Annotated in this window: 24 protein-coding genes; 10 read left to right on the top strand and 14 right to left on the bottom strand. The window is 70.0% G+C overall.

All coding sequences use genetic code 11. The features are described from left to right. Positions 1 to 15: 15 nt before the first annotated feature. Positions 16 to 510 (top strand): DUF4396 domain-containing protein, encoded by a 495-nt coding sequence (locus tag ACLIME_RS04510; protein WP_411558293.1) that lies wholly within the window; start codon positions 16 to 18, stop codon positions 508 to 510. 78 nt (positions 511 to 588) lie between these two features. Here ACLIME_RS04510 and ACLIME_RS04505 read toward each other — a convergent pair whose 3' ends face one another. The 5 genes from ACLIME_RS04505 to ACLIME_RS04485 all read right to left on the bottom strand — a co-directional run bounded on the left by ACLIME_RS04505 (position 589) and on the right by ACLIME_RS04485 (position 6,222). Beyond that, positions 589 to 1,302 (bottom strand): HAD family hydrolase, encoded by a 714-nt coding sequence (locus ACLIME_RS04505; protein WP_411558292.1) that lies wholly within the window; start codon positions 1,300 to 1,302, stop codon positions 589 to 591. 32 nt (positions 1,303 to 1,334) lie between these two features. Continuing rightward, positions 1,335 to 2,567 carry an allantoate amidohydrolase gene (locus ACLIME_RS04500; protein WP_411558291.1) on the bottom strand — a complete coding sequence of 411 codons (1,233 nt, stop codon included), beginning with the start codon at positions 2,565 to 2,567 and terminating at the stop codon, positions 1,335 to 1,337. After that, entirely contained in the window at positions 2,564 to 3,718 is a 1,155-nt protein-coding gene (locus ACLIME_RS04495) for an FAD-dependent oxidoreductase (protein WP_411558290.1), read from the bottom strand. Before ACLIME_RS04495 ends, ACLIME_RS04500 begins: the two co-directional genes overlap by 4 nt. Further along, positions 3,715 to 4,974, bottom strand: coding sequence for an ammonium transporter (locus ACLIME_RS04490; RefSeq protein WP_411558289.1), 1,260 nt, complete (start codon positions 4,972 to 4,974; stop codon positions 3,715 to 3,717). Before ACLIME_RS04490 ends, ACLIME_RS04495 begins: the two co-directional genes overlap by 4 nt. A 93-nt stretch (positions 4,975 to 5,067) precedes the next feature. Next, positions 5,068 to 6,222, bottom strand: a complete 1,155-nt coding sequence (locus tag ACLIME_RS04485) for a tyramine oxidase subunit B (protein ID WP_411558288.1) — start codon at positions 6,220 to 6,222, stop codon at positions 5,068 to 5,070. Between the two features lie 149 nt (positions 6,223 to 6,371). Between ACLIME_RS04485 and ACLIME_RS04480 the strand changes: the two genes are divergently transcribed. After that, positions 6,372 to 7,277 (top strand): LysR family transcriptional regulator, encoded by a 906-nt coding sequence (locus tag ACLIME_RS04480; protein WP_411558287.1) that lies wholly within the window; start codon positions 6,372 to 6,374, stop codon positions 7,275 to 7,277. A gap of 104 nt (positions 7,278 to 7,381) precedes the next feature. Beyond that, positions 7,382 to 8,326 carry a GNAT family N-acetyltransferase gene (locus ACLIME_RS04475; RefSeq protein WP_411558286.1) on the top strand — a complete coding sequence of 315 codons (945 nt, stop codon included), beginning with the start codon at positions 7,382 to 7,384 and terminating at the stop codon, positions 8,324 to 8,326. 66 nt (positions 8,327 to 8,392) lie between these two features. On the opposite strand, the gene ACLIME_RS04470 is transcribed toward ACLIME_RS04475, so the two are convergent. The 6 genes from ACLIME_RS04470 to ACLIME_RS04445 form a co-directional block, all read right to left on the bottom strand. Continuing rightward, positions 8,393 to 9,091: a hypothetical protein gene (locus ACLIME_RS04470; RefSeq protein ID WP_411558285.1), complete on the bottom strand. Its 699-nt coding sequence runs from the start codon at positions 9,089 to 9,091 to the stop codon at positions 8,393 to 8,395. A 175-nt stretch (positions 9,092 to 9,266) separates the two neighbouring features. Further along, complete coding sequence (locus ACLIME_RS04465; protein WP_411558284.1) at positions 9,267 to 10,814, bottom strand: GMC family oxidoreductase; 1,548 nt, start codon at positions 10,812 to 10,814, stop codon at positions 9,267 to 9,269. After that, positions 10,811 to 12,211 (bottom strand): alpha/beta fold hydrolase, encoded by a 1,401-nt coding sequence (locus ACLIME_RS04460; protein WP_411558283.1) that lies wholly within the window; start codon positions 12,209 to 12,211, stop codon positions 10,811 to 10,813. Before ACLIME_RS04460 ends, ACLIME_RS04465 begins: the two co-directional genes overlap by 4 nt. After that, on the bottom strand, positions 12,208 to 13,107 hold the full coding sequence (locus ACLIME_RS04455; RefSeq protein ID WP_079706295.1) for an SDR family oxidoreductase: 900 nt from the start codon (positions 13,105 to 13,107) through the stop codon (positions 12,208 to 12,210). Before ACLIME_RS04455 ends, ACLIME_RS04460 begins: the two co-directional genes overlap by 4 nt. Before the next feature lie 137 nt (positions 13,108 to 13,244). Then, complete coding sequence (locus tag ACLIME_RS04450; protein WP_411558282.1) at positions 13,245 to 14,555, bottom strand: glycosyltransferase; 1,311 nt, start codon at positions 14,553 to 14,555, stop codon at positions 13,245 to 13,247. After that, complete coding sequence (locus ACLIME_RS04445) at positions 14,552 to 15,481, bottom strand: WcbI family polysaccharide biosynthesis putative acetyltransferase (RefSeq protein ID WP_411558281.1); 930 nt, start codon at positions 15,479 to 15,481, stop codon at positions 14,552 to 14,554. The genes ACLIME_RS04450 and ACLIME_RS04445 overlap by 4 nt, the downstream gene beginning before the upstream one ends. 185 nt (positions 15,482 to 15,666) lie before the next feature. Between ACLIME_RS04445 and ACLIME_RS04440 the strand changes: the two genes are divergently transcribed. Together ACLIME_RS04440 and ACLIME_RS04435 are read left to right on the top strand one after the other, a co-directional pair. Continuing rightward, a complete protein-coding gene (locus tag ACLIME_RS04440) occupies positions 15,667 to 16,284 on the top strand; it encodes a hypothetical protein (RefSeq protein ID WP_411558280.1) in 618 nt (205 codons plus the stop codon). Between the two features lie 245 nt (positions 16,285 to 16,529). Beyond that, positions 16,530 to 18,605 (top strand): cytochrome c oxidase assembly protein, encoded by a 2,076-nt coding sequence (locus ACLIME_RS04435; protein WP_411558279.1) that lies wholly within the window; start codon positions 16,530 to 16,532, stop codon positions 18,603 to 18,605. Between the two features lie 94 nt (positions 18,606 to 18,699). Here ACLIME_RS04435 and ACLIME_RS04430 read toward each other — a convergent pair whose 3' ends face one another. Beyond that, the gene (locus ACLIME_RS04430; protein ID WP_124769234.1) at positions 18,700 to 19,026 is read right to left on the bottom strand and encodes a hypothetical protein; all 327 of its coding nucleotides are present in this window, start codon (positions 19,024 to 19,026) and stop codon (positions 18,700 to 18,702) included. A 92-nt stretch (positions 19,027 to 19,118) separates the two neighbouring features. Next, the gene (locus tag ACLIME_RS04425; protein WP_411558278.1) at positions 19,119 to 19,781 is read right to left on the bottom strand and encodes a helix-turn-helix domain-containing protein; all 663 of its coding nucleotides are present in this window, start codon (positions 19,779 to 19,781) and stop codon (positions 19,119 to 19,121) included. 267 nt (positions 19,782 to 20,048) lie between these two features. On the opposite strand from ACLIME_RS04425, the gene ACLIME_RS04420 reads away from it, so the two are divergent. From ACLIME_RS04420 to ACLIME_RS04400, 5 genes are all read left to right on the top strand, one after another. After that, positions 20,049 to 21,116 carry an ABC transporter substrate-binding protein gene (locus tag ACLIME_RS04420; protein WP_206428236.1) on the top strand — a complete coding sequence of 356 codons (1,068 nt, stop codon included), beginning with the start codon at positions 20,049 to 20,051 and terminating at the stop codon, positions 21,114 to 21,116. Positions 21,117 to 21,123: 7 nt separating this feature from the next. Beyond that, entirely contained in the window at positions 21,124 to 22,131 is a 1,008-nt protein-coding gene (locus ACLIME_RS04415) for a FecCD family ABC transporter permease (protein WP_411558277.1), read from the top strand. After that, the gene (locus ACLIME_RS04410) at positions 22,128 to 23,180 is read left to right on the top strand and encodes a FecCD family ABC transporter permease (protein ID WP_411558276.1); all 1,053 of its coding nucleotides are present in this window, start codon (positions 22,128 to 22,130) and stop codon (positions 23,178 to 23,180) included. Before ACLIME_RS04415 ends, ACLIME_RS04410 begins: the two co-directional genes overlap by 4 nt. A 109-nt stretch (positions 23,181 to 23,289) precedes the next feature. Beyond that, positions 23,290 to 23,514, top strand: a complete 225-nt coding sequence (locus tag ACLIME_RS04405; RefSeq protein ID WP_079705792.1) for a hypothetical protein — start codon at positions 23,290 to 23,292, stop codon at positions 23,512 to 23,514. 129 nt (positions 23,515 to 23,643) lie between these two features. Next, on the top strand, positions 23,644 to 25,545 hold the full coding sequence (locus ACLIME_RS04400; RefSeq protein ID WP_124769231.1) for an ABC transporter ATP-binding protein: 1,902 nt from the start codon (positions 23,644 to 23,646) through the stop codon (positions 25,543 to 25,545). A gap of 36 nt (positions 25,546 to 25,581) precedes the next feature. Here the strand turns inward: ACLIME_RS04400 and ACLIME_RS04395 are convergent, their stop codons facing one another. After that, a complete protein-coding gene (locus ACLIME_RS04395; RefSeq protein WP_411558275.1) occupies positions 25,582 to 26,313 on the bottom strand; it encodes a hypothetical protein in 732 nt (243 codons plus the stop codon). Positions 26,314 to 26,411 lie beyond the last annotated feature (98 nt).

Here is a 26,411-nt window from a genome sequence, read left to right as displayed (position 1 = left end):
ACCGGAGGAGTGCTCATGAGCGACCAGACCCACCACCACCACCACCACCACCACGGCCCAGCAGCCGACAATGCGACCTCCTGGCGGATGGCCGCCACCGCCACCCTCCACTGCCTCACCGGATGTGCCATCGGCGAAGTGCTGGGCATGGTGATCGGCACCGGCCTCGGACTGCACAATCTCGGGACCGTGGTGCTCTCGATCGCACTGGCCTTCGTCTTCGGCTACGCGCTCACGATGCGCGGCGTGCGCCGCGCGGGACTGTCCTGGCGCGCCGCCCTCGGTGTCGCCCTGGCGGCGGACACGGTGTCGATCGCGGTCATGGAGATCATCGACAACACCGCGATGCTCGCCATCCCCGGAGCGATGGAAGCCGGCCTCACCAGCGGCCTCTTCTGGGGCTCCCTGGTCGCCGCTCTCGCCCTGGCCTTCATCGTCACCACACCGGTCAACCGTTGGCTGATCGGCCGCGGCAAGGGGCACGCCGTCGTCCACGGACTCCACCACTGAGGCCATGATGGGCCTCCGAGCTCGCGGTCTGCGACTGTCATTCGGACGGCGCGTTGTCGTCGACGGGGCCTGCCTGCTTCATCGTCGGCGGAGGTCGCGCAGTGCCTCCGGCGACGGGGTGAGACTGCCGACGATCTCGCCGAGGCTGCTGATGACCGGGTGACGTCGATGCGAAGGCGCGTCCTGGTGACCACCGTCGAATCGCAGGAACCGCACCTGGAGCGCTTCGGCGATCTCCTCGTCATGATTGGTGTCGCCGACCATCAACACGCGCCGGGGATCATGGCCCGAGTCCTCCAACCACGCGGTCACGACATGCTCCTTCGACGCCGCATAGACATCGGTGATGCCGTGGACGTGTGCGAAATGACCGTGCAGCGAGTGGGGAGCCAGCTGACGCTCGAGGGTGACCTCCGGGGTCGCCGAGATGAGGACCTGCTCGACGCCGAGCACGTCGATCGCCGCAAGGGTCGCGCGGGCCTGCGGTTGGAGCGACGCCGATCCCACACCGGCCGCGAACAGCGCGAGGTACTCGTCGGCCGCCGTGAGGAAGTCGGCTGCATCGACACCGAGCCGGGCGTAGAAGGCCCGGATGGGGAAGCCGAACACCGCCCGATACGCCTCCTGGTCGGATATCTCGGCAAGACCGCGCTGCCGGAGAACGGTGTTCATCGCGGCAAGCGCCACCTCGACGTCGTCGAGGAGCGTGCCGTTCCAGTCCCAGCACACCGCGTCGATGGTCGTGGATCCGTTCTCGTGCACGAGGTCGAGTCTCACACGGTCGGCTGACATCGGCCGGATCCGTCGAGGCCGGTGGCTCCTGCTCAGGTGGTGCCGACGCCGACCGCCAGTCCCTCCAGGACATCCGCGAGTGCCACGGCACCGGCCTCGGCGTCGGCGTCCTCGGCGTGCTCTTCCGGCGAATGGGAGACGCCGGTCGGGTTCCGGACGAAGAGCATCGCGGTCGGCACGTGCGACGCGAGCACTCCGGCGTCGTGCCCCGCGCCGGTACCGAGCACGGGCGCCTCCGGCAGCATCCGTTCGAGGCGCCCGCGGAGGAACGGGTCGAAGTCGGTCGTGGCGCTGAACGACTCCTCGGTGATCGCGGCCTCGCATCCCTCCTCCGCTGCGACGAGCGACAAGCGTTCGGTGATCCCTGCCACGATCGCGGCGGTCACGACGTCGTCGGGATGACGGACGTCGATCCAGAAGTCCACGCTCGACGCGATCACGTTCGTGCCTCCCGGCAACGGGAGCACCCGGCCGACGGTCGCCCGAGCGTCCGGCGTGGCCCGTCCGATCGTGCGGATCTCGGTGATCATCCGCGCAGCCGCGACGAGCGGGTCCCGTCGATCCTGCATGAGCGTCGTCCCCGCATGGTTCCCTTCGCCGCGGATCGACACCCGCCACCGTCCATGCCCCAGGATGCTCGAGCCGATCGCGACCGGGCGATCGAGGTCGACCAGCGCCCGCCCCTGCTCGACGTGGAGCTCGACGAACGCGTCGATCGCTCCGAGCCCGCCAGGATCTGGACCAACACCCCGCGGATCGACACCATTGCGGGCGAGGACTTCGGCGAACGTGTCGCCCTCCACGTCGCGCAGGGCCAGCGCCCGCTCCGGACTGATCGCACCGGTGAGGAGACGCGAGCCGAGGCACGCGACGCCGAAGCGCGAGCCTTCCTCCTCCGGGAAGACGGCGACGACGATCGGCTTGGTCGGCTCGACGCCACGTGTCCGCAGGACGTCGATCGCGATCAGCGCCGATGCGACCCCGAGTGGTCCGTCGTAGGCGCCACCGCCCGGTACCGAGTCGAGATGGCTCCCGGTGACCACCACATCCGTCGTCGAACGTGACGGCACATGCCACCAGGCGCGGATGACCCCGTTGCCGTCGATGTCCACGTCGAGGCCACGGCGCTCGGCCTGACCGACGAACCACTCCCGCAGCTCGAGTTCGGCGGTGGAGTAGACGGGCCTCGAGTAGCCTCCCCGACGCTGATCCCGACCGATGCCCGCGATCTCGTCCAGGAGGGAGACAACGGTGTCGCGGGTCACCGGACGGCTGCCAGGCTCGGACGGAACATCGCCGGCACAGCGTCTCGGCCCTCGATCAGCGCGAGGGCGTATTCGCCGATGAGCGGGGCGAACTTGGCACCGTGGCCGGAGCAGGGCGCCAGGACCGTGATCCCGTCGACACGGTCGATGACGAAGTCCTCCGTCGGGGTGTTCGTGAACAGGCAGGTCGTCTCGGCATACGGTTCCGGAACGAGGCTCGGGAGGAACTCGCGGACGTAGGCGACGACCCGTCGGCGGTTGGCGTCCTCGACGACGCCGTCATGATCGGCGGCCGACGGGATGCGCCTGCCCCCGTTGTACTCGGCGACCTTCTGACCACGCCAGTCGGCGTCGCGCCCTCCGGGGAGCCCGTAGACCTGCATCCGCTCGGACTTGTGGATGAAGGTGGGCCACACGGCTCCGGATCGTGCCGGGTCTTCCGCATCGACGCCGATCCGGTCCCGATACGGGAAGTGGTACGCCTGCTCCTGACTGACCTCGAGGGCCGGGAACGCGTCGAGGAACCCGCCCGGCAGCGCGAGGTCGCCGAGGAGGTCCGGAAGCCAGCCGCCGGCTGCGACGACCACCTGCTCCGCATCGAACGCCCTGCCCCGAGATCCGAGCACCCGGTACCCGGTGGCAGTCCGCTCGACCCGCTCGACCGGCTGATCGTTCAGGACCGTGGCCCCGGCGCGGACGGCGGATTCGAGCATCGCCATCACCGCCTGTTCCGCGTCGATCACGCCGGCTCCCGGATGCCACAGGGTGGGCGTGTCGAAGCCGATGTCCCAGCGGGCTCTGGCTTCGTCCCGGGAAAGCAGCTCGTGATCGATGCCGTGCTCGGCCAGCACCGACGCGAGGTGCTCCGGGCGACGGGTCGCACCGAAATCGAGCGCACCCGTCTGCGTGATCAGCGGACGCCCGTGTTCCAGGCCGAGCTCGTCCCACCCGGACGCCGCCGCGAGGACGAGACGGGTGTAGGACGCCTCCGGGTAGGCGTAGCGGAAGATCCGGGCCGATCCGTGGGACGATCCCCACTCGTTGGCCGGGCGGCTCCGCTCGAGGACGGTGACGTCGTGCCCGGCCTGGGCCAGACGCCAGGCCGCCGCAGCACCGGCGAGCCCGGCTCCCACGACGATGACACTCGTCATGCGCGTGCTTCCTGGTCTTCGTCCTCATAGGCGCGCTCGGCGTGGGCGTGCTCGTCGATGCCGGCGACCTCGTGCTCCTCGGGGATCCGCAGACCGATGGTGATCTGGATCACCTTCGCGATCACCCAGGTGACGATGAACGAATAGGCGAGGACCGCGACGGTCGCGATCGTCTGCACGCCGAGGAGTTCGAATCCGCCGCCGTAGAGCAGACCGGAGCGTCCGTTCGGAGCCGCATCCGTCGCGAACACCCCGATGAGGAGCGTCCCGATGATGCCTCCGACGAGGTGGACACCGACGACGTCGAGGGAGTCATCGAACCCGAGCCGGAACTTCCACTCGATGGCGAGGCAGCAGACGACGCCCGCGATGGCCCCGATGACGATCGCACCGATGGGCGAGACGGCGCCGCAGGCGGGGGTGATCGCCACGAGGGCGGCGATGATCCCCGATGCGCTGCCGAGGCTCGTGACCGCCCCGTGGCGCAGCCGGTCCACGATGGACCAGCCGATGAGGCCGGCACAGGCGGCGACGGTGGTGTTGAGGAACACGACGCTCGCCGCATTGCCGGCTGCCAGCGCCGAGCCGGCGTTGAAGCCGTACCAACCGATCCAGAGCAACCCGGCGCCGACGAGGACGAGCGGGCGGTTGTGCGGGCGGAGCTTACCGCCCCAGTCCTTGCTCTTGCCGAGCACCAGGGCCAGTGCGAGCGCCGCGATGCCGGCGTTCATGTGCACGGCCGTCCCGCCGGCGAAGTCGACGGCACCGAGGGTGTTCGCGATCCATCCACCGGTCGCCGTGTCGTTCGAGAAGGCGAACACCCAGTGCGCGATCGGGAAGTACACGAACGTCGCCCAGAGCCCGGCGAACAACAACCACGCGCCGTACTTCATGCGACCGGCGGCGGCACCCGCGACGAGTGCCGTCGTCACCCCCGCGAACAGCAGTTGGAACGCCGCGAAGAGCGCAAGCGGGATGCCGGCATCGGGGTCGTCGACGAGTGCCTGGTCGAGCCCCGCGAACTCGAACGGGTTCCCGATGAGTCCGAGCCCGCCGACGGAGTCACCGAAGACGAGCGAGTACCCGAAGGCCACCCAGAGCAGCGCGACGAGGCTGGCCCCGCCGAAGCACATGATCATCATGTTGAGGATGCGGCGGGACGAGACCATCCCGCCGTAGAACAGGGCCAGGGCCGGGATCATGAGGGCGACGAGCGCCGAGCTCGTCAGGATCCAGGCGACGTTTCCAGCGTCCACAAATCACTCCATCGTTCGAGGTGCACAGCGGCCGGGCGGCCACAGCGTCGGGTTCGGGTGGAACAGGTGTCGGTGCTCGATGCCGGTCGGCGTTCAGGCCAGGTCGGGGGCGTCCCAGAGGTTGAGCGTCGTGCCGATCCCCTGCTCGACGGCGTTCTCGTAGATCGTCTTCGCCCACGCGACGTCCTCGACGCCCATACCACCGACGCTGAAGAGCACCGGCTGCTCGGGGAACTCGCGACCGACGGCGTTCCCGTCGAAGACGTCTCCGATGTTCACCACCCGGGACTCGTCGAGCTCGCCGGTCCCGATGAGGTCCTGCCAGTAGAGGCCGATCATGCCGAACGCGGTCTCGTGCGACGGCGCCGGGTACTCCTCGGCCCACGCCTCGTAGATCTTCTTCGCGTCCGCGATGAGGCGCGCCTTGCCGGAGAGCGTGTACTCCTTGTCCATGCGCAGGTTCGCGGGCAGGCTCAGGAAGGCGCCCGGCTTGATCCAGTCGCCGTCGATGAACGGGTAGTTCTCCGAGCCGACCAGGCCGGTGACGGCTTCGGAGACGATGTCCGAGTCACGCACGGCGGCCTCGACCGTCTCGGCGATCTCGATCGTCGTGAACTGCGGGTAGAGCTCGCGGACGTAGTCGGCGAACGCCTCGGACGTCGACCGTCGGCGCCCGTGGATGCGGATGGTGTCGAGCGAGGGGCGGGCGGTGGTCATGGCGTGCAGGGCGCTCTTGTTCATGGCGCCGGGCCCGATGATGCCGAGCGACTTCGCGTCCACCGGTGCCAGGAGCTTCGCGGCGGCTCCCGGCACGGCAGCGGTGCGGTAGGCGCTCTCGAGGTTGCCGGACATGATCGCGTAGGGCGCGCCGGTGTCCTTGTCGTTGAGCACGATGAGGTGGATGGAGCGCGGGAGGCCTCGCTCGCGGTTGTCGACGTTCGACCCGTACCACTTGACACCGGCGGTGTCGAAGCGCCCGCCGAGGTAGGCGGGCATCGCCATGAACCGACGGTCGGCGGCGTCCAGCGGCATGCCGGGGAACGGTGAGGTGGCGGGGAACCCGATCGGTGCTCCGTGCGAGTTGGCGGTCGGGCCGGCCATCCGGTAGTCACCCTTCGCGACGAGCACCAACACCTCTTCCATGACCTCCATGCAGTGGGCCATGTCCTTCATGCCGGCGGCGATGACCTCCGGTTCGCTCAGGTAGAGCATGTCGATCCGGGTGTTCGGGGAAGCGTCTGCAGTCACGGGTGGTCCTCCAGGTCGGGGTGTGTGGTCCTCAGCGAACACGGTCGCGATCGTCCTGGTCAAATACCGATTCGAACCTCGATTGAGAGCGTTCCGCTCGCAATCTGGACGAAACAGCGCGGTAATACGAGGGTCGTATCGTCGATGGGATGGAGCTCCGCCAACTGCGCTACTTCCTCGCCGTCGCCGAGGAGCTCCATTTCGGTCGCGCCGCCCGACGGCTGCACATGTCGCAGCCACCGCTGAGCGTCCAGGTTGCACGACTGGAGCAGGAGGTCGGCACCGCGCTGTTCGACCGTTCGACGAGGCGGGTGGCGCTGACCCCCGCTGGACGACATCTCCAGGCGCGGGCACGACACATCGTCGAGGAGCTCGACACGGTCCGGGGTGAGATGCGCGACTTCGTCGACGGTCTCGCCGGGGAGCTCACCGCGGGGTTCGTGAGTTCGGCCAACTACACGGTCCTCCCAGGTGTCGTGCAGCTGTTCCGGGCGAGCCGCCCCGGGGTGACGCTGCGTCTGGTGCCGTTGACCTCAGGAGAGCAGTTCGACCGGCTCCGCGACGGCACGCTCGACGTCGGGATCGTCCGTGACGAGGTCCCACAGACGCCGTCCGACAGCTCCCCCGCGCTCACGACCGAGGTCGTCTTCGAGGAGCGTCTCGTGGCGTGCCTCCCGGTCGGTCATCCGCTGGCGGGCCGACCCGAGGTCACCGCGCACGAGCTCATGGAGGTCCCGATGATCTCCTACCCGCGGGCGCTCATGCCGGGGTTCGTGGACCGCGTCGCGGAGGTCCTCGGCACGTCGAGTCGGACCCAGGTGGTCGAGGAGGTCGTCCATCAGGAGACCGCCCTCGGGTTCGTCGCGGCCGGCGTCGGTACGACGATCCTGCCCGAGTCGGTGCGGCAGCTGGTGCCGCCGTCGATCGTCGTCGTGCCGCTCGCCGGGTCGCCGACGACACGCCTGCTGGCCGCTCGTCAGGAACGGACGGACGAGAGCCCGGTCCACGACGCGTTCATCGCGTGTCTCCGCGACGCGGCCGCACAGCTCAGGTGAACGCCCACACGAACACCGCGCGTCCGCCTCCCGTCTCGGCGGCGTAGCCCAGGTGTTCCTGCCCGGCCTGGACAAACGAGTCGCGCCTGTCCAAGCTGGAACCGATGACTGACACCCGCGACGACTTCACCATCCGCCGAGCCAGCCTGGACGACGTCCCCCTCCTGCAAGCGTGGAGCTGCGACGAACCGGTCGCCTGGATCGACCCGGAGCGGCTGACCGCCGAACTCGCGAGTGGGAACTATCGGCCGGAATGGTCGTGGATCGCCGAGCAGGACGGTCGCCCGGTGGCACGAGCACTCTGGTGGGGCCAGGCGGACGCGAACCGGCCCGCCACACTCGACTGCGTCACCACCACGGTCGAAGTCGCGGAGCCCGAACGTGTCGGCGCTGCGCTCATCCGCGCTGGACTGGACGCCTTCGGCGCAGGTGCCGCACTGGAGTTCAATGTCGACGTCTCCCCTGCGTGGGCAGATGACGCTGCGAGTGTGGAGGCGGTGCGGTGGCGCCATGAGGCTGCACGCGCGGGCGGGTTCTCGCGCACGACCGAGCGGGTCAGTTTCGCGAGGTCCAGCTCCGATCCCGTGCCGGGACGATCGCAGCGCCTCCGTTTCGTCGCCGCCCCGGACGACGCGTTCCACGAGCTGTTCGCCCTGGTCGCGACCGGCACCCTCGATGCGCACACGCAGGACATGGTCGCGCGCGAAGGGCTCGAGGCGCTCGCGGACGACGACCTGGCGTTCTACCGATCACTCCCCGGCGAACGCGACGCCTGGCGGGTCGCTGAGCTCCTCGACGGGACGACCGCCGGGTTTATCATCCCGACGAGGACGGCGTACGACGCGAGCATCAGTTACCTGGGCGTGCTCCCCGAGCATCGCGGACACGGTTACGTGCACGACCTCTTGGCGGAGATGGTCCACGTGCACCACGGGTCGGGACAGGACCGGATCGTCGGCACCACGGATGCCGCGAACACCCCGATGCGCGGCGCGTTCGAACGAGCCGGTTTCTCGGTCACGCGCGTTCGGATCGTGCACGAGCAGTAGGTTCGCCCCGGGCTCGGTTCCGACCGTCTCAGTTGAGCACCGCGACGCGGTCGACCGCCGCGCCCGTCAGACCCGCGACGACCGCAGCACGCGGACGACCCCGGAGCAGACCGCGAGCCAGATGATCAGCTGCAAGACCGCAGCGACGAGGAGCGGCAGCACGAACGACCCGCTTTCGGCGGAGGACAGCCAGAAAGCTTCACCGACCGTGCCGGCGATCCCGACCGCCGAGACCGTCAGGAAGAGCGCGCGCGACGCCACCGCCTCCCGACGGTCGACGGTGTCCGCCACGTTGGTGGGGGCCTCCGGCTTGCCGGCGGTCTGTGGTGTCGTACCGGACCACGCCGCGATGGAACGGGTCATCCGGTACCCGGAGACCTGCAACAGGAGCAACATGATGGCGCTCGGGATCACGATGACCACTCCGATGAAAACCACGATGCCCAGGCTGCCAGCCCCTGCCTCCGCCGAGTACGAATTCAAGACCGTCACGGTCGCCACGGAGAGGGTGGCGGAAACGACGAACGTCACGGCGGCGGCGAGCCCGAGGAGCAAGCGCGCAGGTCGCTCGTACTCCCGGAGCAGGACCTCCAGTGCGACGTCGGAGACTTCGGGCTGTCGTCGTCCTTGTTCCGAGGCACTGATCCACGCTCTCGCCTCGGCTCGAAGCAGGAAAGCGTTCCAGGCTGCCGCCGTGGATGACGCGGCCGGCGGCCTTGATGGTGCTCGCCGCCCGGCCGGCTGGCGGGTTCGCTCGGGGTGCATAAGCCGACCTTACGCCGACCGCGGGCCAGGGGAAGGCGACACGGCCGCCCAGAACCGTCCGCACGGCCTCATCTCACTGCGCATCGATGAAGGTGCGAAGCGCCTCGGCCCACTGCTGCCGTGCGTCACGGCGCCACAGCACGGTCCGGCTCCTCGCCGAGCCGTGCTGTGGCGGCTACCGTGCCGCGAGCATCCGGTCGGCCGTGCGCAGCGACAACGCCATCTGCGCGAGGCCCGGGTTCGCGGAGAGCGCGCTCGGGAACGTGGAGTTGTCGCAGATCCACAGGTTGTCGATGTCGTGCGATCGACCCTCTCCGTCGACCACGCCGTCACTCGGATCGTCGCTCATCCGGCACGTGCCGAGCGTGTGTGCCGTGCGCGCCAGCACCCTGGTACTCCGCGCACCGGCCGCCGTGAGGATGTCCGTCATCGTGCGGATGGCGTGGCGGTCGATGGCCCGCTCGTTGTCGCCGGGCGAGAACGAGATGGTCGCACGCGGCAGACCCCACTCGTCCTCCTCCGACGAGAGCTCGAGCCGATTGCCGTCGGCGGGCAGACACTCGGCGTTCATCCCGATGCCGGCGTTGTACCGTGACGCGTCGAGCTCGTCGACGAGCTCAGTACCCCAGAGACCGCCGCCGCGCACGAGGGTGGTCGCATAGTTGAACGGCATGACGCCGAGGCTCTGGAGCAGATACCCTCCGGCGAAGTCAGCACCGTCAGGGCGGACGAAGTCCTCGGTGATGAGCGCCGACGGGTAGCCGCGGTAGCCGCGGATCTGCTCGTCGAACCGTCCCCACACCTGCACCGCACCATGGGCGAGGAAGTTCCGGCCGACCTGACCGCTGGCGTTCGCGAGGTCGTTGTGCAGCAGGAGCCGAGGGGTCTCCACTCCGCCGCCGGCCAACACGAGCACCTCGCAGCGCTGCCGCTTGTCGACGCCGTCCTGGCGGTAGACGACGCCCGTCACCCGGCCGCGGGCATCACGCTCGATGGTGTGCACGACGGCCTCCGGCCTGATCTCCGCTCCCGCCGCGACCGCAGCAGGCAGGTACGTGATGGCGGTCGTCGCCTTCGCACCGTGGCGCTCGCCCTGGTGGATCGAGCCGACGTTGGTCGTGGCGCGTCGCAGGCCGTGGTGCGGCTGATCGCGGTCGCGGGTGATGATCGCGGCGGGTGCGTCGGTCGCTCGGATGCCGAGCGACTCAGCGCCCTTCGCCATGAGGTCCGCCGGGGCGTTGCGCTTCGGCGGCGCGTACAGGTACGTGCGCGCCGGGTCCCACGGATACGGCGTCGGCCCGGAGACACCGATGGTCGCCTCGACCTCTTCGACGTAGCGGGTGAACTCCGCATGATCGACGGGCCAGTCACGGCCGAGGCCGGTCTCGCTGCGCAGACGCAGGTCACGGGCGTCCGGTCGGGGCGTGAACGCGCCCCAGTGGACGGTGCCACCGCCGACGCCGAAGCCGCTGTTGTTCGGACCGAACGCCGTCGGAGCGTCCCCGCCGCTGAACCGGCTGGACATCCAGTTGATCGTCGTCGCGTCGACCTCGTCCGGCGTGGACTCCGCGGGGTCGTGATTCGGCCCGGCCTCGAGCGCGACCACGCGCAGCCCCGCCTCAGCGAGTCGCGCGAGCAGTGGTGCGCCACCCGCACCGGTACCGACCACCACGACGTCGACGCTGTCGTCGAGGTCGTAGGTCTTCATCGCGTCCAGGTTCACGCTGCGTCCTCCTGCTGCTGTGCGGCTGTGGGGGCGGGCGCGGCGCCGAGGTCGGAGGGCTCCCAGCCATCTCGGGTGTCGGCACCGAGCTCGCGGTAACCGGCGAAGTCGACGTCTTCTGCGCCGGTCGCGAACCCGTCGTACCCGACCCGGGCCAACGATGCGGGGTGGATGAGCCACTCCCGCGTGACGTCCACGCGCAAGTCCTCGAACCAGCGCCGCAGATCGTCCGCGTCGATGGCGCCCCCTGGAACGCCCTGGCCCTCGATCACGGCGCTGATCAACGCATCCTGGTCATCGGCCGAGTCCGTCCAAGCGGTTCGGAGGTCATCCAACCCGGCGCGGTAGGCCTCGTCGTCCGTGAGCCCTCCGACCGGCCGCCATCCGTCGCCACCACCGGCTGCGAGGTCGGCGTCGACCCTGGCGGCGAGGTCGATCCGCCCACCCGCCGGTTGCGGAACCAGGCGATCGGCGATAGCGCGGAGCAGGTCCAGCTGTTCTGCGCTCAGCACGCGGGGCCGATACCGGGGGTCGTCCGGCAAGGCGCGTCGTGCCAGCGCGCTGCGCACCCGCGGCGTGGTCCGCAGGGACGCGATGACGAGCCCCCACTCGGCTGGGACGATGGCGCTGTGTGCGACGATCTCGTCCCAGAACTCGGTGAGCGCGCGCGCGACCGTGACCGGACGCTCGTACGAGAGCAGATGTCCGGCTCCTGCGAGCGACACGAATCGTGCACGGGGGTAGACGTCCGAGAGCAGCTCGGGCTGCACTGCGGCTCCGAGCGCCTCGTCCTGATCTCCGGCGAGCACGATGCACGGGAGGTCGAGCTTGCCGACGGAGGACGCGATGTCCTCCTCGCTGCCCTGCTCGAGCCAGCGGCGCCACGCGACGGGCGACATGGCCTGCACGGACGCCACGGCGGCGGCCTGTAGCTCGGCCGGAAGGGATGCACCCACGTTGTCGTCGACGAAGGTCTGCGCGTCCGGCTCGGCGATGGGCCCGTCCTCGATCCAGCTGAGCATCTGGTGGCGCTTGGCGTCAGGCATCGGCTCGGGCGTGGGCGGTGACGGTGCCAGGAGCACGACGCCGAGGAGCCCGAACACGGGGACGTCGCCGTCGCGGACCCGGGCGGCGATCCCGGCGGCGACCTTGCCGCCCATGCTGTGGGCGCACAGCATCCAGGGTCCGCCGTCGGCCTGCTCCGCGATCACGGCGAGGGCAGCGTCGACCTGCGACTCGACGGAGCCGTCCGGCGCGTCGGCCGTGTCACCTTGGCCGGGCAGCTCGACGGCGATCACCCGGAACCGAGCGTCGAGTTCGCGAGCCACGGGTGCGACCGCGGCGGCGTCGAGCCCGAGCCCTGGGAGGAAGAAGACCGTGCACGCAGCCGCGGTCACGGGGTGACCATGCCGCCGTTGACGTTCAGCGTCGCCCCGGAGACGTAACCGGACTCCGCTGAGGCGAGGTAGACGTACGCCGGCGCGAGCTCAGCCGGCTGTCCGGCACGCTGGTACGTGTTCTCGTCGTCGAAGGCCTGCATCTGCTCGTCGGAGACGCCGTCGGAGACCTGCAACGCTGTCCACACGGGGCCGGGAGCAACCACGTTCACGCGGATCCCGCGCGAGGCGAGCTGCAGCGCGAGCCCCTTCGAGAGGTTGTTGATCGCGGCCTTCGTCGCCGCGTAGTCGAGCCGGTCGGGTGACGGCTTGTACGCCTCGAGCGACGCCGTGTTCACGATGCTCGCGCCCTCGCCCAGGTGCTCGAGCGCCGCCTTGGTGATCCAGAAGTTCGCGAACACGTTCGTCCGGAAGGTCTCCTCGAACTGCTCGTCGCTGAGGTCTTCCACCCGGTCGACCGCGATCTGCTTGCCCGCGTTGTTGACGAGGACGTCCAGGCCTCCGAGGAAGTCCGCGGCCTCCGCGACGAGCCGACGGCACTGGTCGGCGTGCGAGATGTCGGCGACGATCGCCTTGCCTCGGCGCCCTGCGTCGGCGATGAGCGACAGCACATGCTCGGCGTCCTCCTCCTCACCTGGGAGGTGGGCGATGACCACGTCCGCGCCTTCGCGGGCGAACGCGATCGCCGTGGCCGCACCAATACCGGAGTCGCCACCCGTGATGAGCGCCTTCCGACCGGTCAGGCGTCCGCTGCCCCGGTAGCTCGCTTCACCGAGGTCGGGAACGGGGGTCATCCTGGCCTGCACGCCCGGCTCCGGCTGGTGCTGCAGCGGGGGCTCGACCCGGTCATACTGGGTCACGGGGTTGGTCAGGTCGTACTGGTCGCGCGGAGACATGACGACCACGCTAAACGAGACACAGGCCGGAACCGGTGGGGTTGCACTCAGCGCGTCCGGTGGTGCAGACGTCCGATGGAGGGCCGCGGCGTTCGGGCCGCGTGATCCGTGCGTGGACCGCGTCGTCGCGGATCAGGTCAGCAGAACGACGAGGGTCCGCCCCAGCCGCCGACCCAGGCCGCCACCCGGGGATCAGGCCGGAGCTGGTGGACGCCGTCGGCGACGAGCTGCTGCGTCTCGAAGGCATCGGGACTGCCCCAGCGTTCCTCACGCCGCGCGGCTCGCCGGGATCGTAAGCGGCCGAGCGAGGCGCCGTCCGTGTCGACGAGCTCGACGGCGCCCACGTCTCCGGTGCCGAGGCGGTCGACGAGATCGACGATCCACGTCGGGTCGAGGATCACGATCGGGCCGTCGAGCTCCCACGTCACTCGAGCGTCGACTCCGGCTGCTTCGCCGAGGACGCGCGGGTCTCCCCCGAGCTCCTCCGCTCCCCCGCCGTCGAGGACGAACCGAGCCCGCGGGAAGGCGGTGAACAGCGAGTCCGCCGCGACGAACCGAGCGGCCGCCGTGTGGGCGCCCCGCAGCCGCACGACGAGATCGACCGCGTCCGACCACAGCGCCCGCGGCGCGGACCCCGACACAGGGATCGACGACAGGAGCCGCATGGTCTGGGCGTTCGCGCGTTGCATGCCTGAGCCGTCGCGCTCGGCCCACTCGGGGCCGTCGTGCCAGGCCACCGCGGTCGAGACATGGGCAAAGACCGCTCCCGCCTGCCACATGCGGTGCGCCCACTCCCAGTCCTCACCGCCGTAGGAGGTGAAGGACTCGTCGAATCCGCCGACCTCGTCGAACAGGCTCCGCGAGCATGCGATGACCGCGCCGATCATGAATCGATAGGAGCGGTCGTCCGCGTCGCGTAGATCCCGACTGCGCGCGTACTCCTCGGCGAGCCACGCCGGTTCGGCGAGCTCACGGCCGGCGGCCGCCTCGACGACCTGTGTATCCGGGGCGACCCCGGCGAAATCGGCGTGGCGACGCCGCCCCACCGTGACCGCCTCGGGCAGCAGGGCGGGCAGCCGCGTGAGCGCGCGCACGTACCCCGGCTCGGGGACCGTGTCGGCATCGAGGAAGCACAACACCTCGCCACTGCTCGCCCGCACGCCCAGGTTGCGGACGGCGGCAAGCCGGAACCCCTGGTCCTCCTGCCGGACGAGGATCACGTTCTCCGGCACCGACACGTCACCCGGGGATCCGTCGTCGGCGACGATCACCTCCAGGAGGTGACGCGGGTAGTCCTGCGCGGCGAGGGCGTGCAGGGTCCGGAGCAGCTCACCGGGCTGGTCGTAGTGCGCGACGATGACGGAGACGCGTGGCAGCGGATCAGGATGGACGTCGTCGAGCGTGTCCCACCGGTTGCCGACGACCCACGGCCGCACACTCGCGGTCACGCGTTGCGCCACAGGGAGAGTAGGGCCGCGAGCCGGTCGACGGCAGCGACGACGAACTCGGGGTGGGACGCATACCAATCGGTGTGGGCGGCGCGCACCTCGGCGTCGTCGACCTCGACGCCCTCGAGGATCCAGCGGTCGCGGGGCTCGTCCGTCAATGACCAGGCGTCGACGACCTCTGGTGCGATGGGGGCGCGCACCGCGTTGAGCAAAGGGCGTCCGGGGTCGGTGACGCCACCAGGGGCCCCCAGGGTCTCGAGGATGCGGGCGCCGAGCGGCAGCCAGATCGCGTTCCCCGGGTGGTTGACGGTGCGCGCGTGGTCGGCGGTGACCGAGTCGAAGAGGTCGGAGACCGGCACGTCGGTCGCGGCCTCGCGTCGCCGCAGTTCCTCGACGGAGGCGCGGCCGATCGCGCGCACGGCGTCCGGCTGGAGCGCAGACGCGACGGGGAGGCCTGCGGCGGCCGCGAGCGTCCGGACGTCGTGGTACGCCACGATCGGCGGGTTCTCCTCGACGCCGGGGACTCGGACGGCGGCCTGGAACGGATGCAAGCCCCCGAAGCGCACCGGCGTCACCGTGAGCACGCGGCCGCGCGTGGAGGCTGCCACCTGACGCGTGCCGAGCGGCAGATCGTGGTAATCGTTCCGAACGGGTTGCGACACCACGGTGTGCGCGACGCGCACCACTTCGTGCAGCCGCTCCGCGTCCTCGGGGGTCATCTCATGCACGGCAGGCACGCGCACGAACCGGCGGTCCGGTGCATCCATGACGGTGCGCAGGGATTCAGCCTGGCAGTTGCCGAGCACCACCCCGAACTCCGTCGGCAACGGTGCGAGGCCGTAGAACTCCGCGTAGTGCCTGCGGCGTGCCTCCGCCGGCGACCCGGCGGGCGCAGCGGTCGTGCCCGGTTCCAGGGTGCGGCTCATGCCTCGACGGTATACCGTCGCCGAACTTGGCATGGTCCTGCCGCATCGGGGTTGCGCCGGGAAGCGGCGGTCTGCCATCAGCGCCGGGCATGCGCGTCAGCACCGCGCTCCATCGGGGCGGCGCTGCTCGCCTGGCGGCACGGCGCGGCCTCATGACGGTGATGACGGTCTGCAAGAATGGGCACATGTCGTCCGCCCGCTCGACCCGCACCCTTCGTGGTGTGGTCGCCGCGGCGTTCTCGACCTTCGTCGCACTCCTCTCGCACGTCGCCGGCGGCGGCACCATGCCCGGAGCACTCGGCCTCGTCGTGCCACTCGTGTTCTCGACCGTCGTCTGCGTCCTGCTCGCAGGCAGACGGCTGTCGATCGTCCGTCTGTCCGTCTCCGTCGCGGTGAGTCAGGTCCTGTTCCACACGCTCTTCGTCCTCGGCACCGCCCAGGGCACCACCTCGATGGCGACGCCGAGCGGACACCTCTCCCACGGATCACCGGTGATCCTCGACACGTCGTCGATGCCGATGATGCACGACGGGCACGGCGGTGCCGGCATGTGGTTCGCCCACCTCGTCGCCGGCCTCGTGACCGTCGCCGCGCTCCACCGAGCCGAGACGCTGCTGTCGACGGCCGGAGCCATCACGGAGTTCGTCCTCGCACGACTGGTGCCCGCGGTCCTCGCAGCCCTGGCCTCGCCGGTGCTGCCCGCCCGGGTGCTACCGCAGCGTGACGTGCCGATCATGCGCCCACTCGGCGTGTATCCGGAGACGACCGCCTTGCGCGGGCCTCCGGCGCTGTCCTTCCTCTGAGATCACGGCACGACCTCGCCGAGCTGCACGCTCGGTCGACGGTCACCGCTGCGTGCGCGTAGGACGCTTCCTCGACGACGACGCTCGAACCAGCGTCATCCCGATGCGCCGTGCGCCGGCGGAGTGCCACCATTTCCGCCGCTCGGTCCTGCCCCGGCGCCCGTCCGGGTGCGATCGCGGGCTCACCGGGTGAGCTGTGCCGCTGCGTTCGTCCACTCGAGCCCGCGGGGAAGGAGCCACCTCCTATGGCAGAAACAACCATTCCGTCGAATGCGCCCGAAGCCGATCCGAGCGGTCGGCGAGGCCAGTCGCCCGTCCTCGTGCCGATCCGTGCACCTGAAGCCGTCATGCTGGCCGCGTGGCCGGTGGCGGTCGTCGTGGCGCTCTCCGCGCTGCAATTCACCGGTGCGTTCACGACCGGCACGCTGCTGTCGGATCCGGGGGTGATCGTCACTCGCGGTTTGCCGGTCGCGAGGGTCATCCACGATGCCGCCGCGTCGGTCACGATCGGCCTGCTCATCGCGGCGACCTTCCTGCTGCCAGGGCAGCGGATCCTCCCGGGGGTCGTCTCGTTCTCGCAGTCGAAGGCGATCCGCTGGGCCGCCTGGGCGGCCTCCATCTGGCTCGCGGCGGGAATCGCAGTGCTGGTGTTCACCGCGGCGAACTCCATCGGTGTGCCGGTGTCCTCGCCGACGTTCGCGAAGACCTTCGTGTTCTACGCGACGCAGTTGGAACTCGGGCAGACCCTGGTGTGCTCGCTCGCGTGCGTGCTGGTGGTGTTCTGCATCGTGATCCTCGCCCGCCGTCTGGCGTGGATCGCCGCCGCGAACGCGATCGCTGTCTTCGCACTGCTTCCGCTGTCCCTGTCTGGTCATGCTGCAGGCTCCGACGAGCACGGCAACGCGGTCAACTCGCTCGCGATCCACCTCATCGGCGTCACCGCCTGGGTCGGCGGTCTCGTGGCCGTAATCCTGCTCCGTCGGAAGATCGGTGATCAGATCGGCGCGGTCGTCGCACGCTACTCGGTGCTCGCCGGTTGGGCGTTCGGTGCGGTGGCCTTCTCGGGCGTCGTGAACGCCTCGCTCCGCCTCGCGGGCCCGATGGACCTCCTCACCCCGTATGGGCTGCTCCTGGTCGCGAAGACCGTCGCGCTGGTGCTGCTCGGACTCGCCGGCGTGTGGCATCGGCTCCGGCTCATCCCCCGGCTGCAGGCCGAACCCGGGAAGCGGTCGACGTTCATCCGGCTTGCGGTCGTCGAGGTCGTCGTCATGGCGGTCACGATGGGCGTCTCGGTCGCGTTGTCGCGCAGCCAACCGCCGGTGTCGCAGGAGCCGGTCGCCGACGACGTCCGCCGTCGGCTCCTCGGGTTCGCCTACCCGCCGGAGGTGACGCCACTGCGGATGTTCACCGAGTGGCACGTCGACTGGATGTGGGCCGGCCTCGCCGTGGTCGGTGCGGCCTGGTACCTGTGGGCGTTCCGTACGCTCCGGCGCCGCGGCGACGCCTGGCCCGTGGTCCGCCTGATCGCCTGGCTGGCCGGGTGCGCGGCGCTGTTGTACGCGACCAGCGGTGGCCTCGCCGTGTACGGGCAGATCCACTTCAGCACGCACATGCTGCAGCACATGGCGCTCATGATGATCGTGCCGCCGCTGCTCGTCCTGGGCGGCCCGATCCTCCTCGCACTGCGAACCCTGCCCAGTCGCACCGACGGGGGCCGAGGCCTCCGGGAGTGGATCCTCGCCGTCGTGCACTCGCGGTACCTGCGGCTGCTGTCGAAACCGGCCGTCGCAGGAGTGCTCTTCGCCGGGAGTCTGGTGGTGTTCTACTACACCGGTTGGTTCGAATGGGCGATGCTCGCCCACCAGGGTCACATCCTGATGACGGTGCACTTCCTCGCCACCGGGTACCTGTTCTTCTGGGTCCTCATCGGCATCGACCCGGGCCCGAACCGCCCGGCCTACCCGTTCCGGATCATCATGCTGCTCGCGACTCTCGCCTTCCACGCCTTCTTCGGACTCGCGATCATGTCCAGCGCCACCGTGCTCGCCGAAGGGTGGTGGACCGCCCTCGGCTACACGGACACCGCCGCCCTCCTCGCCGATCAGGCGGTCGGCGGCGGCATCGCGTGGAGTGTCGGCGAGATCCCGGCCGTCCTCGTCGCCCTGATCGTCGTCTCCCAGTGGGTGCGGAGTGACGAACGTGCCGCGAAACGCTACGACCGCCGAGCAGAACGCGACGGGGACGCAGAACTCACCGACTACAACGCCCGCCTCGCACGCATCAACGACCACGACCAGGCCTCACGAAAGGACCACCCGTGACCACACACGCACCGACCCAACGCGACGCCGACGGCCCACCCCCGGAGCCGGTTGAACGCTGAGACTCCGTCGGGAGGGGTCGCGCTGGGCGGAATCAGGCGGTGACGACCGCGATGACGAGCAGCACGACGGTCGCCGCAAGCACTCCCAGGGTCACGGCCCGCGTACGGCTCCGGTGCTCCGGCGGCACAGCCAGCGGCAGCGAGACCGCCACGACCAGACCGGCGAAGAGTGCGATCGGGGTGCCGAAGAGCAGGCTGTACCCGTGGAGGTCGCGGTCGTCCCAGCCGAACCGGCTCGACACCACCATCCAGATCGCCAGCAGGAACACGATCGCGGCCGCGGCGGCGACGACACCGGCGATCACCCGGAGGACGAGACGTGTCCGAGTGGTCGCCCGCCGTGCGTGCGGGTGGGCCATACGGCCACCCTAGAGCGGAAGCCGAGGCGTCGGCCAGACCAACGGAGACGGTCGCTCTCCCCAGGTCGCCTGAATCCGCATCCGTCATCGCATCAGTTGACCTCCGCCGAGCGGCTCCTCGCGGCGTAGACGGCGGGGGTCACGGAGAACCGGGTCCGGAACGCCCCGATGAAGCTGCTCACCGACTCGTAGCCGACCGCGGGTGCGACGTCCTGCACGGCGGCACCCCGTCCGAGCATGCCCGCGGCAGCATGCAGGCGCACGCGGACCCGCCACTCGCGGAAGGTGCATCCCGTGCCGTCCACGAACGCCCGTCCGATCGTCTTCGAGCTGACGCCCGCCGCCGACGCCCAATCGTCGAGTCCGCGCGGGTCGGCGGGGTCCGCCATCAGGGCCGACGCGATGGCACGCGCACGCGGTTCACGGGGCATGGCCAACGCCTCATCGTCGCGAGCCGCAGCCGAGAGCAGGTCGACCAGGAGCGTCCAGCACCGCCATCGACGGCGCCCGGTCGGGTCGGCGTCGAGCAGATGCGCCAGCAGCGCTCCCGAGAGGTCGTCGACCCGGACGGTCCGTGCACCGTTCCAACGGCCGCCTTGTGGGCGCAGTTCCGGGTCGGCGTAGACGCTGATGAGCTCTCCGGGTTCGCTGAAGCTCATCTCGTGCACCATCCCCGCGGGGATCCAGGCGAGGTGCTCTCGCCGCATTCGCCGTCGATCGCCGAGGACCGACACCTCCATCGAGCCGGAGCTCATCCACGCGAGTTGGTCTTCGCGGTGGGAGTGCTCGTCGAACCGTGTCGTCGCGTCGACCCGCGAGCGAGAAAGCCGGAATTCCCCCGATGTCCTCTCGCCGTCATCCAGCGGGCCGACAAGCTCGATTCCGCCGTCCGAGTGATCGCGACCAGACATCCAGCTGTCTCCATTCGACAAGTCCTGTCCACTCAGCGCGATAGCGCGAAGCGATTAGGCAAGGCTAACCTGACTGTCGTCATCCCGCCAGCCGAACCGATGAAGGACCCCATGATCGTTCCGAAGCACCACCGCGCCCCGAGCGCGAGGGCCGCTCGCCTCCTTGCCGCGATGAGCGCGCTCGCCCTCGTCGGAGTCGCACTCTCCGCCTGCTCGAGCGCCGCCTCGACGACCGCCGAGAACCCGAACTACACGACCGAGCCGAGCGACTCGTTCCCGGTGACGATCGAGCACGAGTACGGCGAGACGATCATCCCGTCGGAACCGCAGCGGATCGTCGTGGTCGGCCTGACCGAGCAGGACATCCTCCTCGAACTGGGTGTCACACCGATCGCGACGACGGAATGGTACGGCGAGCAGCCGTATGCGGTGTGGCCGTGGGCGACGGACCTCCTGGGCGATGCCGAGCCGACCGTCCTCACCACGACCGACGGGTTCGAGTACGAGAAGATCGCGTCACTGCGGCCGGACCTGATCATCGGGACGAACGCCGGCATGACCGAGGAGAACTACGGGAAGCTCGCGGAGATCGCCCCGACCGTGACCAATGAGGAGGGCGCGGGGCTCTACTTCGCGGACTGGCGGGACCAGACCAGGATGGTCGCCCAAGCCGTGGGTCGGTCGGCGGAAGGCGAGGCGCTCATCACCGGCGTCGACGAGGCCTACGCGGCGGCCGCAGCAGCGCACCCGGAGTTCGCGGGCCTCACGGCGACCTTCTCGCAGGGTGGGCCGTGGGACGGCAACCTGTGGGTCTACCCCGACGGCCTCAACACCGACTTCCTGACGGATCTCGGGTTCACGATCACGCCCGGGTTGCAGCAGTACGTCCCGAGCGAGGGCGGACAGGCGCAGATCGCCGCGGAGAACGTCGGCGTCATCGATGCTGACGTGATCGTCTTCGCCACGGAGTCAGCGGATGCCGTCCAGGAGGTGCTGGGATTCGGCACCACCTCGAGCCTCGACGCCGTGACCGGCGGGCACGCGGTCTTCACCGACGGCGAGCTCGCTGGCGCGATCTACTTCCTCACCCCACTCAGCCAGAAGTACGTCCTCGAGCAGTTGGTGCCGCGCCTGGTGGACGCCGTCGCCGGCACAGCTCCACAGAGCGTCGACGGCTGACCCGTCGGTGACCTCCCGCACCCCTCGCGGGCGCCGTTCGCTGGGGCTCGGGATCGCGGTCGCGGCACTCGCGACCGCGATCCTGCTCAGCGTCCTCGTGGGGTCTCACCCCGTGGGCCCGACGGACGTCTGGCAGGCACTCACGAGGCCCGATGACTCCGTCACCGATCTGGTCGTCCTCGATCTGCGGATCCCCCGCACCGTGGCCGGACTCGTCGTCGGTGTGGGGCTCGGCGTCTCGGGCGCTCTCATCCAGGGCCTCACCCGCAATCCCCTCGGCGATCCGGGCATCCTCGGCGTCGACGCGGGCGCGGCGCTCTTCGTCGCGATCGGTGTCCTGCTCGGCGCTCGCACACCTGTGCAGTACCTCCCGTTCGCGTTCCTGGGAGCCCTGATCGTGACCGCCCTGGTCTACCTGATCGGCTCGGCGGGACGTGGTGGCGCGGATCCTGTCCGGCTGACCCTCGCCGGCGTCGCCCTTGCCGCTGTGCTCAGCGGCATCACGACCGCGATGATGCTCCTCGATCCGGTCACCTTCAGGCAGCTCCGCGGCTGGAACGCCGGGTCCTTCGTTGAACGCGGCTTCGACGTCATCCTGCCCGCACTCCCCTTCGTCCTCGCGGGCGTCGTCATCGCGCTGTTCAGTGCGAGGTCGCTGAACGCCCTGGCGCTGGGCGAGGATCTCGCCTCCTCACTCGGCATGCGCCTCTTGCGCACGCGCGTGCTCGCCGTCGTGGCGATCACCCTGCTGGCGGGTGCGGCGACCGCGATCGCCGGACCGGTCGGCTTCGTGGGCCTCATGGTGCCCCACATCGCGCGCTGGATCGTCGGCCCCGACCAGCGGTGGATCGTGGCGTACTCGATCCTGATCGCGCCGGCCGTGCTGCTCACCTCCGACGTGATCGGTCGCGTGATCCTCTGGCCGAGTGACGTCCCGGTCGGGATCGTCACCGCGTTCATCGGTGCGCCCGTGCTGATCCACCTTGTGCGGCGCGCGAAGGCGAGCGCACTGTGACCGGGGTCGAGACGGGACCGCGCGCGGTCGTGTGTCGGCGGCGCTCGCTCTCCCTCCGTGTCCGGCTGCGCACGATCGTCGTGTGCGGGGTGTTCTGCGTGGTCCTCTTGGCCCTGGCGTTGCTCGCGCTGTGTCTCGGCGATCTGCCGCTGTCGGTCGACGAGGTGGCGTCGGCGTTCCTCGGCGGACCGAGCACCCTGGTGCAGACGGTGGTGCTCGAATGGCGCCTCCCACGGGTCCTCGCCGCCCTCCTGTTCGGAGGAGCCCTCGGGCTCTCCGGTGCGATCTTCCAGTCCCTCACCCGGAACCCCCTCGCGAGCCCCGACATCATCGGGCTCACTGCGGGATCGTACGCGGGCGGTCTCATCGTGATCATCGTGATCGGCGCGGGCGCCGGGTCGGCAGCCGTCGCGGGCGGCGCCATCGGTGGCGGGCTGATCGCCACAGCGCTGGTCTACCTCCTCAGCTACCGTCGAGGCGTCCAGGGCTTCCGTCTCATCGTCGTGGGCATCGGTGTTTCGGCCATGCTCGAGGCGCTCAGCTCCTACCTCGTACTGCGGGCGAAGCTCGAAGTCGCGATGCTCGCCACCGTTTGGGGTGCCGGCTCGCTGAACAGCGTCGGTTGGGCGCAGTTGCTTCCGGCCGCAGTCGTGATCCTGACCATCATCATCGCCCTCGGTCCGCTCGGTGGTTCGCTCCGCCAGCTCGAGCTCGGCGACGACGCGGCGAAGGCGCTGGGCTCGCGGGTCGAACGTTCGCGGCTCGGTCTCGTGGCGTGCGCCGTCGCGCTCACGGCTGTCGTCACGGGCGCGGCCGGACCCATCGCCTTCGTCGCCCTCGCCGCCCCGCAGATCGCGCAGCGGATCACCCGCACCGCCGGCATCGCACTGGTGCCGTCTGCTCTGCTCGGGGCGCTCGTGCTACTGGCATCCGACGTCGTCGCGCAGCACCTGCTGCCGACGTCGCTGCCGGTGGGGGTCGTCACCGTGATCGTGGGTGGCGGTTACCTCGTCTGGCTCCTCGTCCACGAGATCCGGAGACGCTCGTGACCGTTCTGTCGTGAGGACCGGGGATACCCCCTCACCGCATCGATCGGCGGCCCTCTAGCCTGATGCCGAAGAGCCGACGCAGCCCACGCGACGGCGGAAACGAGACACGATGTCGCTCCCTCCCGCCCCCGATCCCACCCGGACCACGAAGCGCTTCATCCTCGCCGCCTTCAGCTTCGTCGCGCTGATGGCGTCCGGCGTCGGTGTGGTCGCCTGCTCGATCGGCCTCGCCGACACCGGCCATCCCGCCATGATCGTCGGGCTCGCCGGAAGCGTGCTCGGCATCGCCGCCGCCTTCGTCGTGATGTGGACGGCCCTGCGCGCCGAACGCTGACGACGCCAGAGCGTTCAGGTCGGGAACGGCGAGGCTGATACGCTCTCGCAGGTCTGCGTTCGCGTCGCCACCCGGGTCGTGACCGGGGTCGGGGACGTGCTCATGCGCAGCGGGGCGTGAGGAGTCGCAATGAGCATGGAGAGCGCGGCCTGGAGCTCGCTGTACAAGATCTCGACCGCCAAGGACGGGAAGCACGGCATCTCCCGTGAGTCCGTGCGGCGCATCATGACGTTCGCGGTGCCCTACCGGTCCAAGTTGCTGGTCTTCATCGCCCTCTCCGTCGCGGGAGCGTTCCTCGCGGTCGCGACGCCGGTGCTCGCCGGCCAGGTGGTCGATGTCATCGTCGCCCGGGGCGAGGTGGCCACGATCGTCCGGCTCGCCGTCGTCATCGCCCTCGTGGCCGTGGCGGACGCCGCCGTGTCGCTCGTGACGCGCTGGTATTCGGCGCGAATCGGCGAAGGCGTGATCCTGGACCTCCGCACCGCCGTCTTCAACCACGTGCAGCAGATGCCGATCGCGTTCTTCACCCGCACCAGGACGGGCGCGCTCGTGAGCCGCCTCAACAACGACGTGATCGGCGCGCAGCAGGCCTTCAGCGGCACGCTGTCCGGCGTGATCACGAACCTCGTGGCCCTGATCCTCACGCTGATCGTCATGCTCAGCACGTCATGGCTCGTGACGGTCCTCGCCGTGGTGATGCTCCCCATCTTCCTGGTACCCGCGCGCCGCATGGGTAGCCGTCTCGCCGCGCTGCGTCGCGAAGCCGCCGACCACAACTCGGCCATGAGCACGCAGATGACCGAACGGTTCTCAGCGCCCGGTGCCACGCTCGTCAAGCTGTTCGGTCGACCGGATCAGGAGGCTGAGGAGTTCCGCGTCCGTGCCGCCCGCGTCCGCGACATCGGCGTCCGGACGGCGATGCTGCAGTTCGTCTTCTTCACCGCGCTGATGCTCGTCTCCGCCCTCGCCCTCGCCCTCGTGTACGGCCTCGGCGGCATCCTCGCACTCGCCGGGCAACTGGACACCGGTGAGGTGGTCACCCTGGCGCTCCTGCTCACCCGCCTCTACGCACCGCTGACCGGCCTCGCGAACGCCCGGGTGGAGATCATGAGCGCGGTGGTCAGCTTCGAGCGCGTGTTCGAGGTGCTCGACCTGGAACCGCTCATCCTGGAGAAGCCCGACGCCGTCACCGTCGCCGATGGTCCGGTGTCCGTCGAGTTCGACGACGTCCACTTCGCCTACCCGTCGGCGGACAAGGTGTCCCTGGCCTCTCTGGAAGAGGTCTCGACGTTAGACACCCGCGGCGGCGAGGAGGTGCTGCACGGCGTCTCCTTCCGGATCGAGCCGGGGCAGACCGTCGCCCTCGTCGGCTCGTCGGGAGCGGGTAAGTCCACGATCGCGCAGCTGCTGTCGCGGCTGTATGACGTCGACGAGGGCGCCGTGCGTCTCGCGGGGACGGACGTTCGCGATGTCGCCTTCGCCTCCATGCGGCACACCCTGGGCATGGTGACGCAGGACGGTCACCTGTTCCACGAGACCATCCGCTCCAATCTGCGTCTCGCACGTCCGGAGGCGTCCGAGGACGAGGTGTGGGACGCCGTCCGCCGCGCGCGGCTCGAACCGCTCATCCGGTCCCTGCCGGACCAGCTGGACACCATGGTGGGCGAGCGTGGCTACCGACTCTCCGGTGGTGAGCGCCAACGGATGACCATCGCGCGGCTGCTCCTCGCCCAGCCGCGCGTCGTCATCCTCGATGAGGCGACAGCGGCACTGGACTCGACCTCGGAGGCGGCGGTGCAGGCGGCGCTCAGCGAGGCCCTCGAAGGCCGGACGGCGATGGTCATCGCGCACCGGCTCTCAACCATCCGCAGCGCGGATCTGATCCTCGTGGTCGAGGACGGCTCGATCGTGGAGCGGGGCACGCACGACGAGCTGCTGGCTTCCGGCGGGCGGTACGAAGAGTTGCACCGGACGCAGTTCGCCGTCCAGAAGAACCTGGCAGCGGATGAGGAGACACCGAGCGGGACCTGACCGCGGTCGCCCCCTCGCAGCCTCCGGGCCGATGGGTTACCGGAGACGCCTGCGCAAGAGCAGGGCGGCTCCGCCCGCGAGCAGGCCGGCGGCGACGACGCCGGCCCCGCCGAGCTGCCAGCCCGTCAGCGCCAGGTCTCCGTCAGCGGAGGGTCGTGCTGCGGCCGACGGGCTCGGCGACGCGATCGCCCCTGCTCCAGGACCTCCCGAGGGCGGGCCAGCGGTCGGCGTGGCCGTCGGAGGGACCGGCTCAACTTGAGCGCCGGGAACGGACCAGGTTCCCGCGGCGAACGTGACGGGCAGGGTCGCCGCCGTGACCACCGATGACGGGATGCCTGACTCGAGAACGAGGCACTCGAGCGCGAGGGTCGCATCTCCCTGTTCGACGCCACCGTCCACGACCTCCTGGAACGAGATGGCCATCGGCACCTCGACCGGCTGCCCGGCGGCCACCGTGACGGTCGGAGACGTGACGACGGTGACCCCTCCCGCCGTCACGGAGAGTCGGGCGGCGTCGTCCGCATCGGCTGGGCAGCCCGCGGCGAGCACCGCGGAGCCGAACGACGGGACGGCGCGCGCGTCACCTGACGTGACCGCGGCGCCGGCGGTGTCGCGCAGCGTGAGCGGTGCCGGCGCCGAGGCGGCGACGGCAGCACCAGCGCCGGTGAGGCAGAGCACCGCGCTGGCGCTGAGCGCTGCCGTGACGAGCAGGGTGCGCCCTGCGGCACGGAGCGGAGAACGGTGGATGACGCGAACGGTGGAAGACATCGGGACCTTTGGTGGGTGCGGTGGGCCTCCGGGACGGGGATACCCGGTGACGCCAGGACTATCGCCCACGCAGGTGAATGGGTCGTGAACGCGGGGCG

The organism is Plantibacter sp. MPB07, from assembly GCF_046619465.1.
Classification (GTDB): domain Bacteria; phylum Actinomycetota; class Actinomycetes; order Actinomycetales; family Microbacteriaceae; genus Plantibacter; species Plantibacter auratus.
This window is presented reverse-complemented; position numbering and strand designations above follow the sequence as displayed.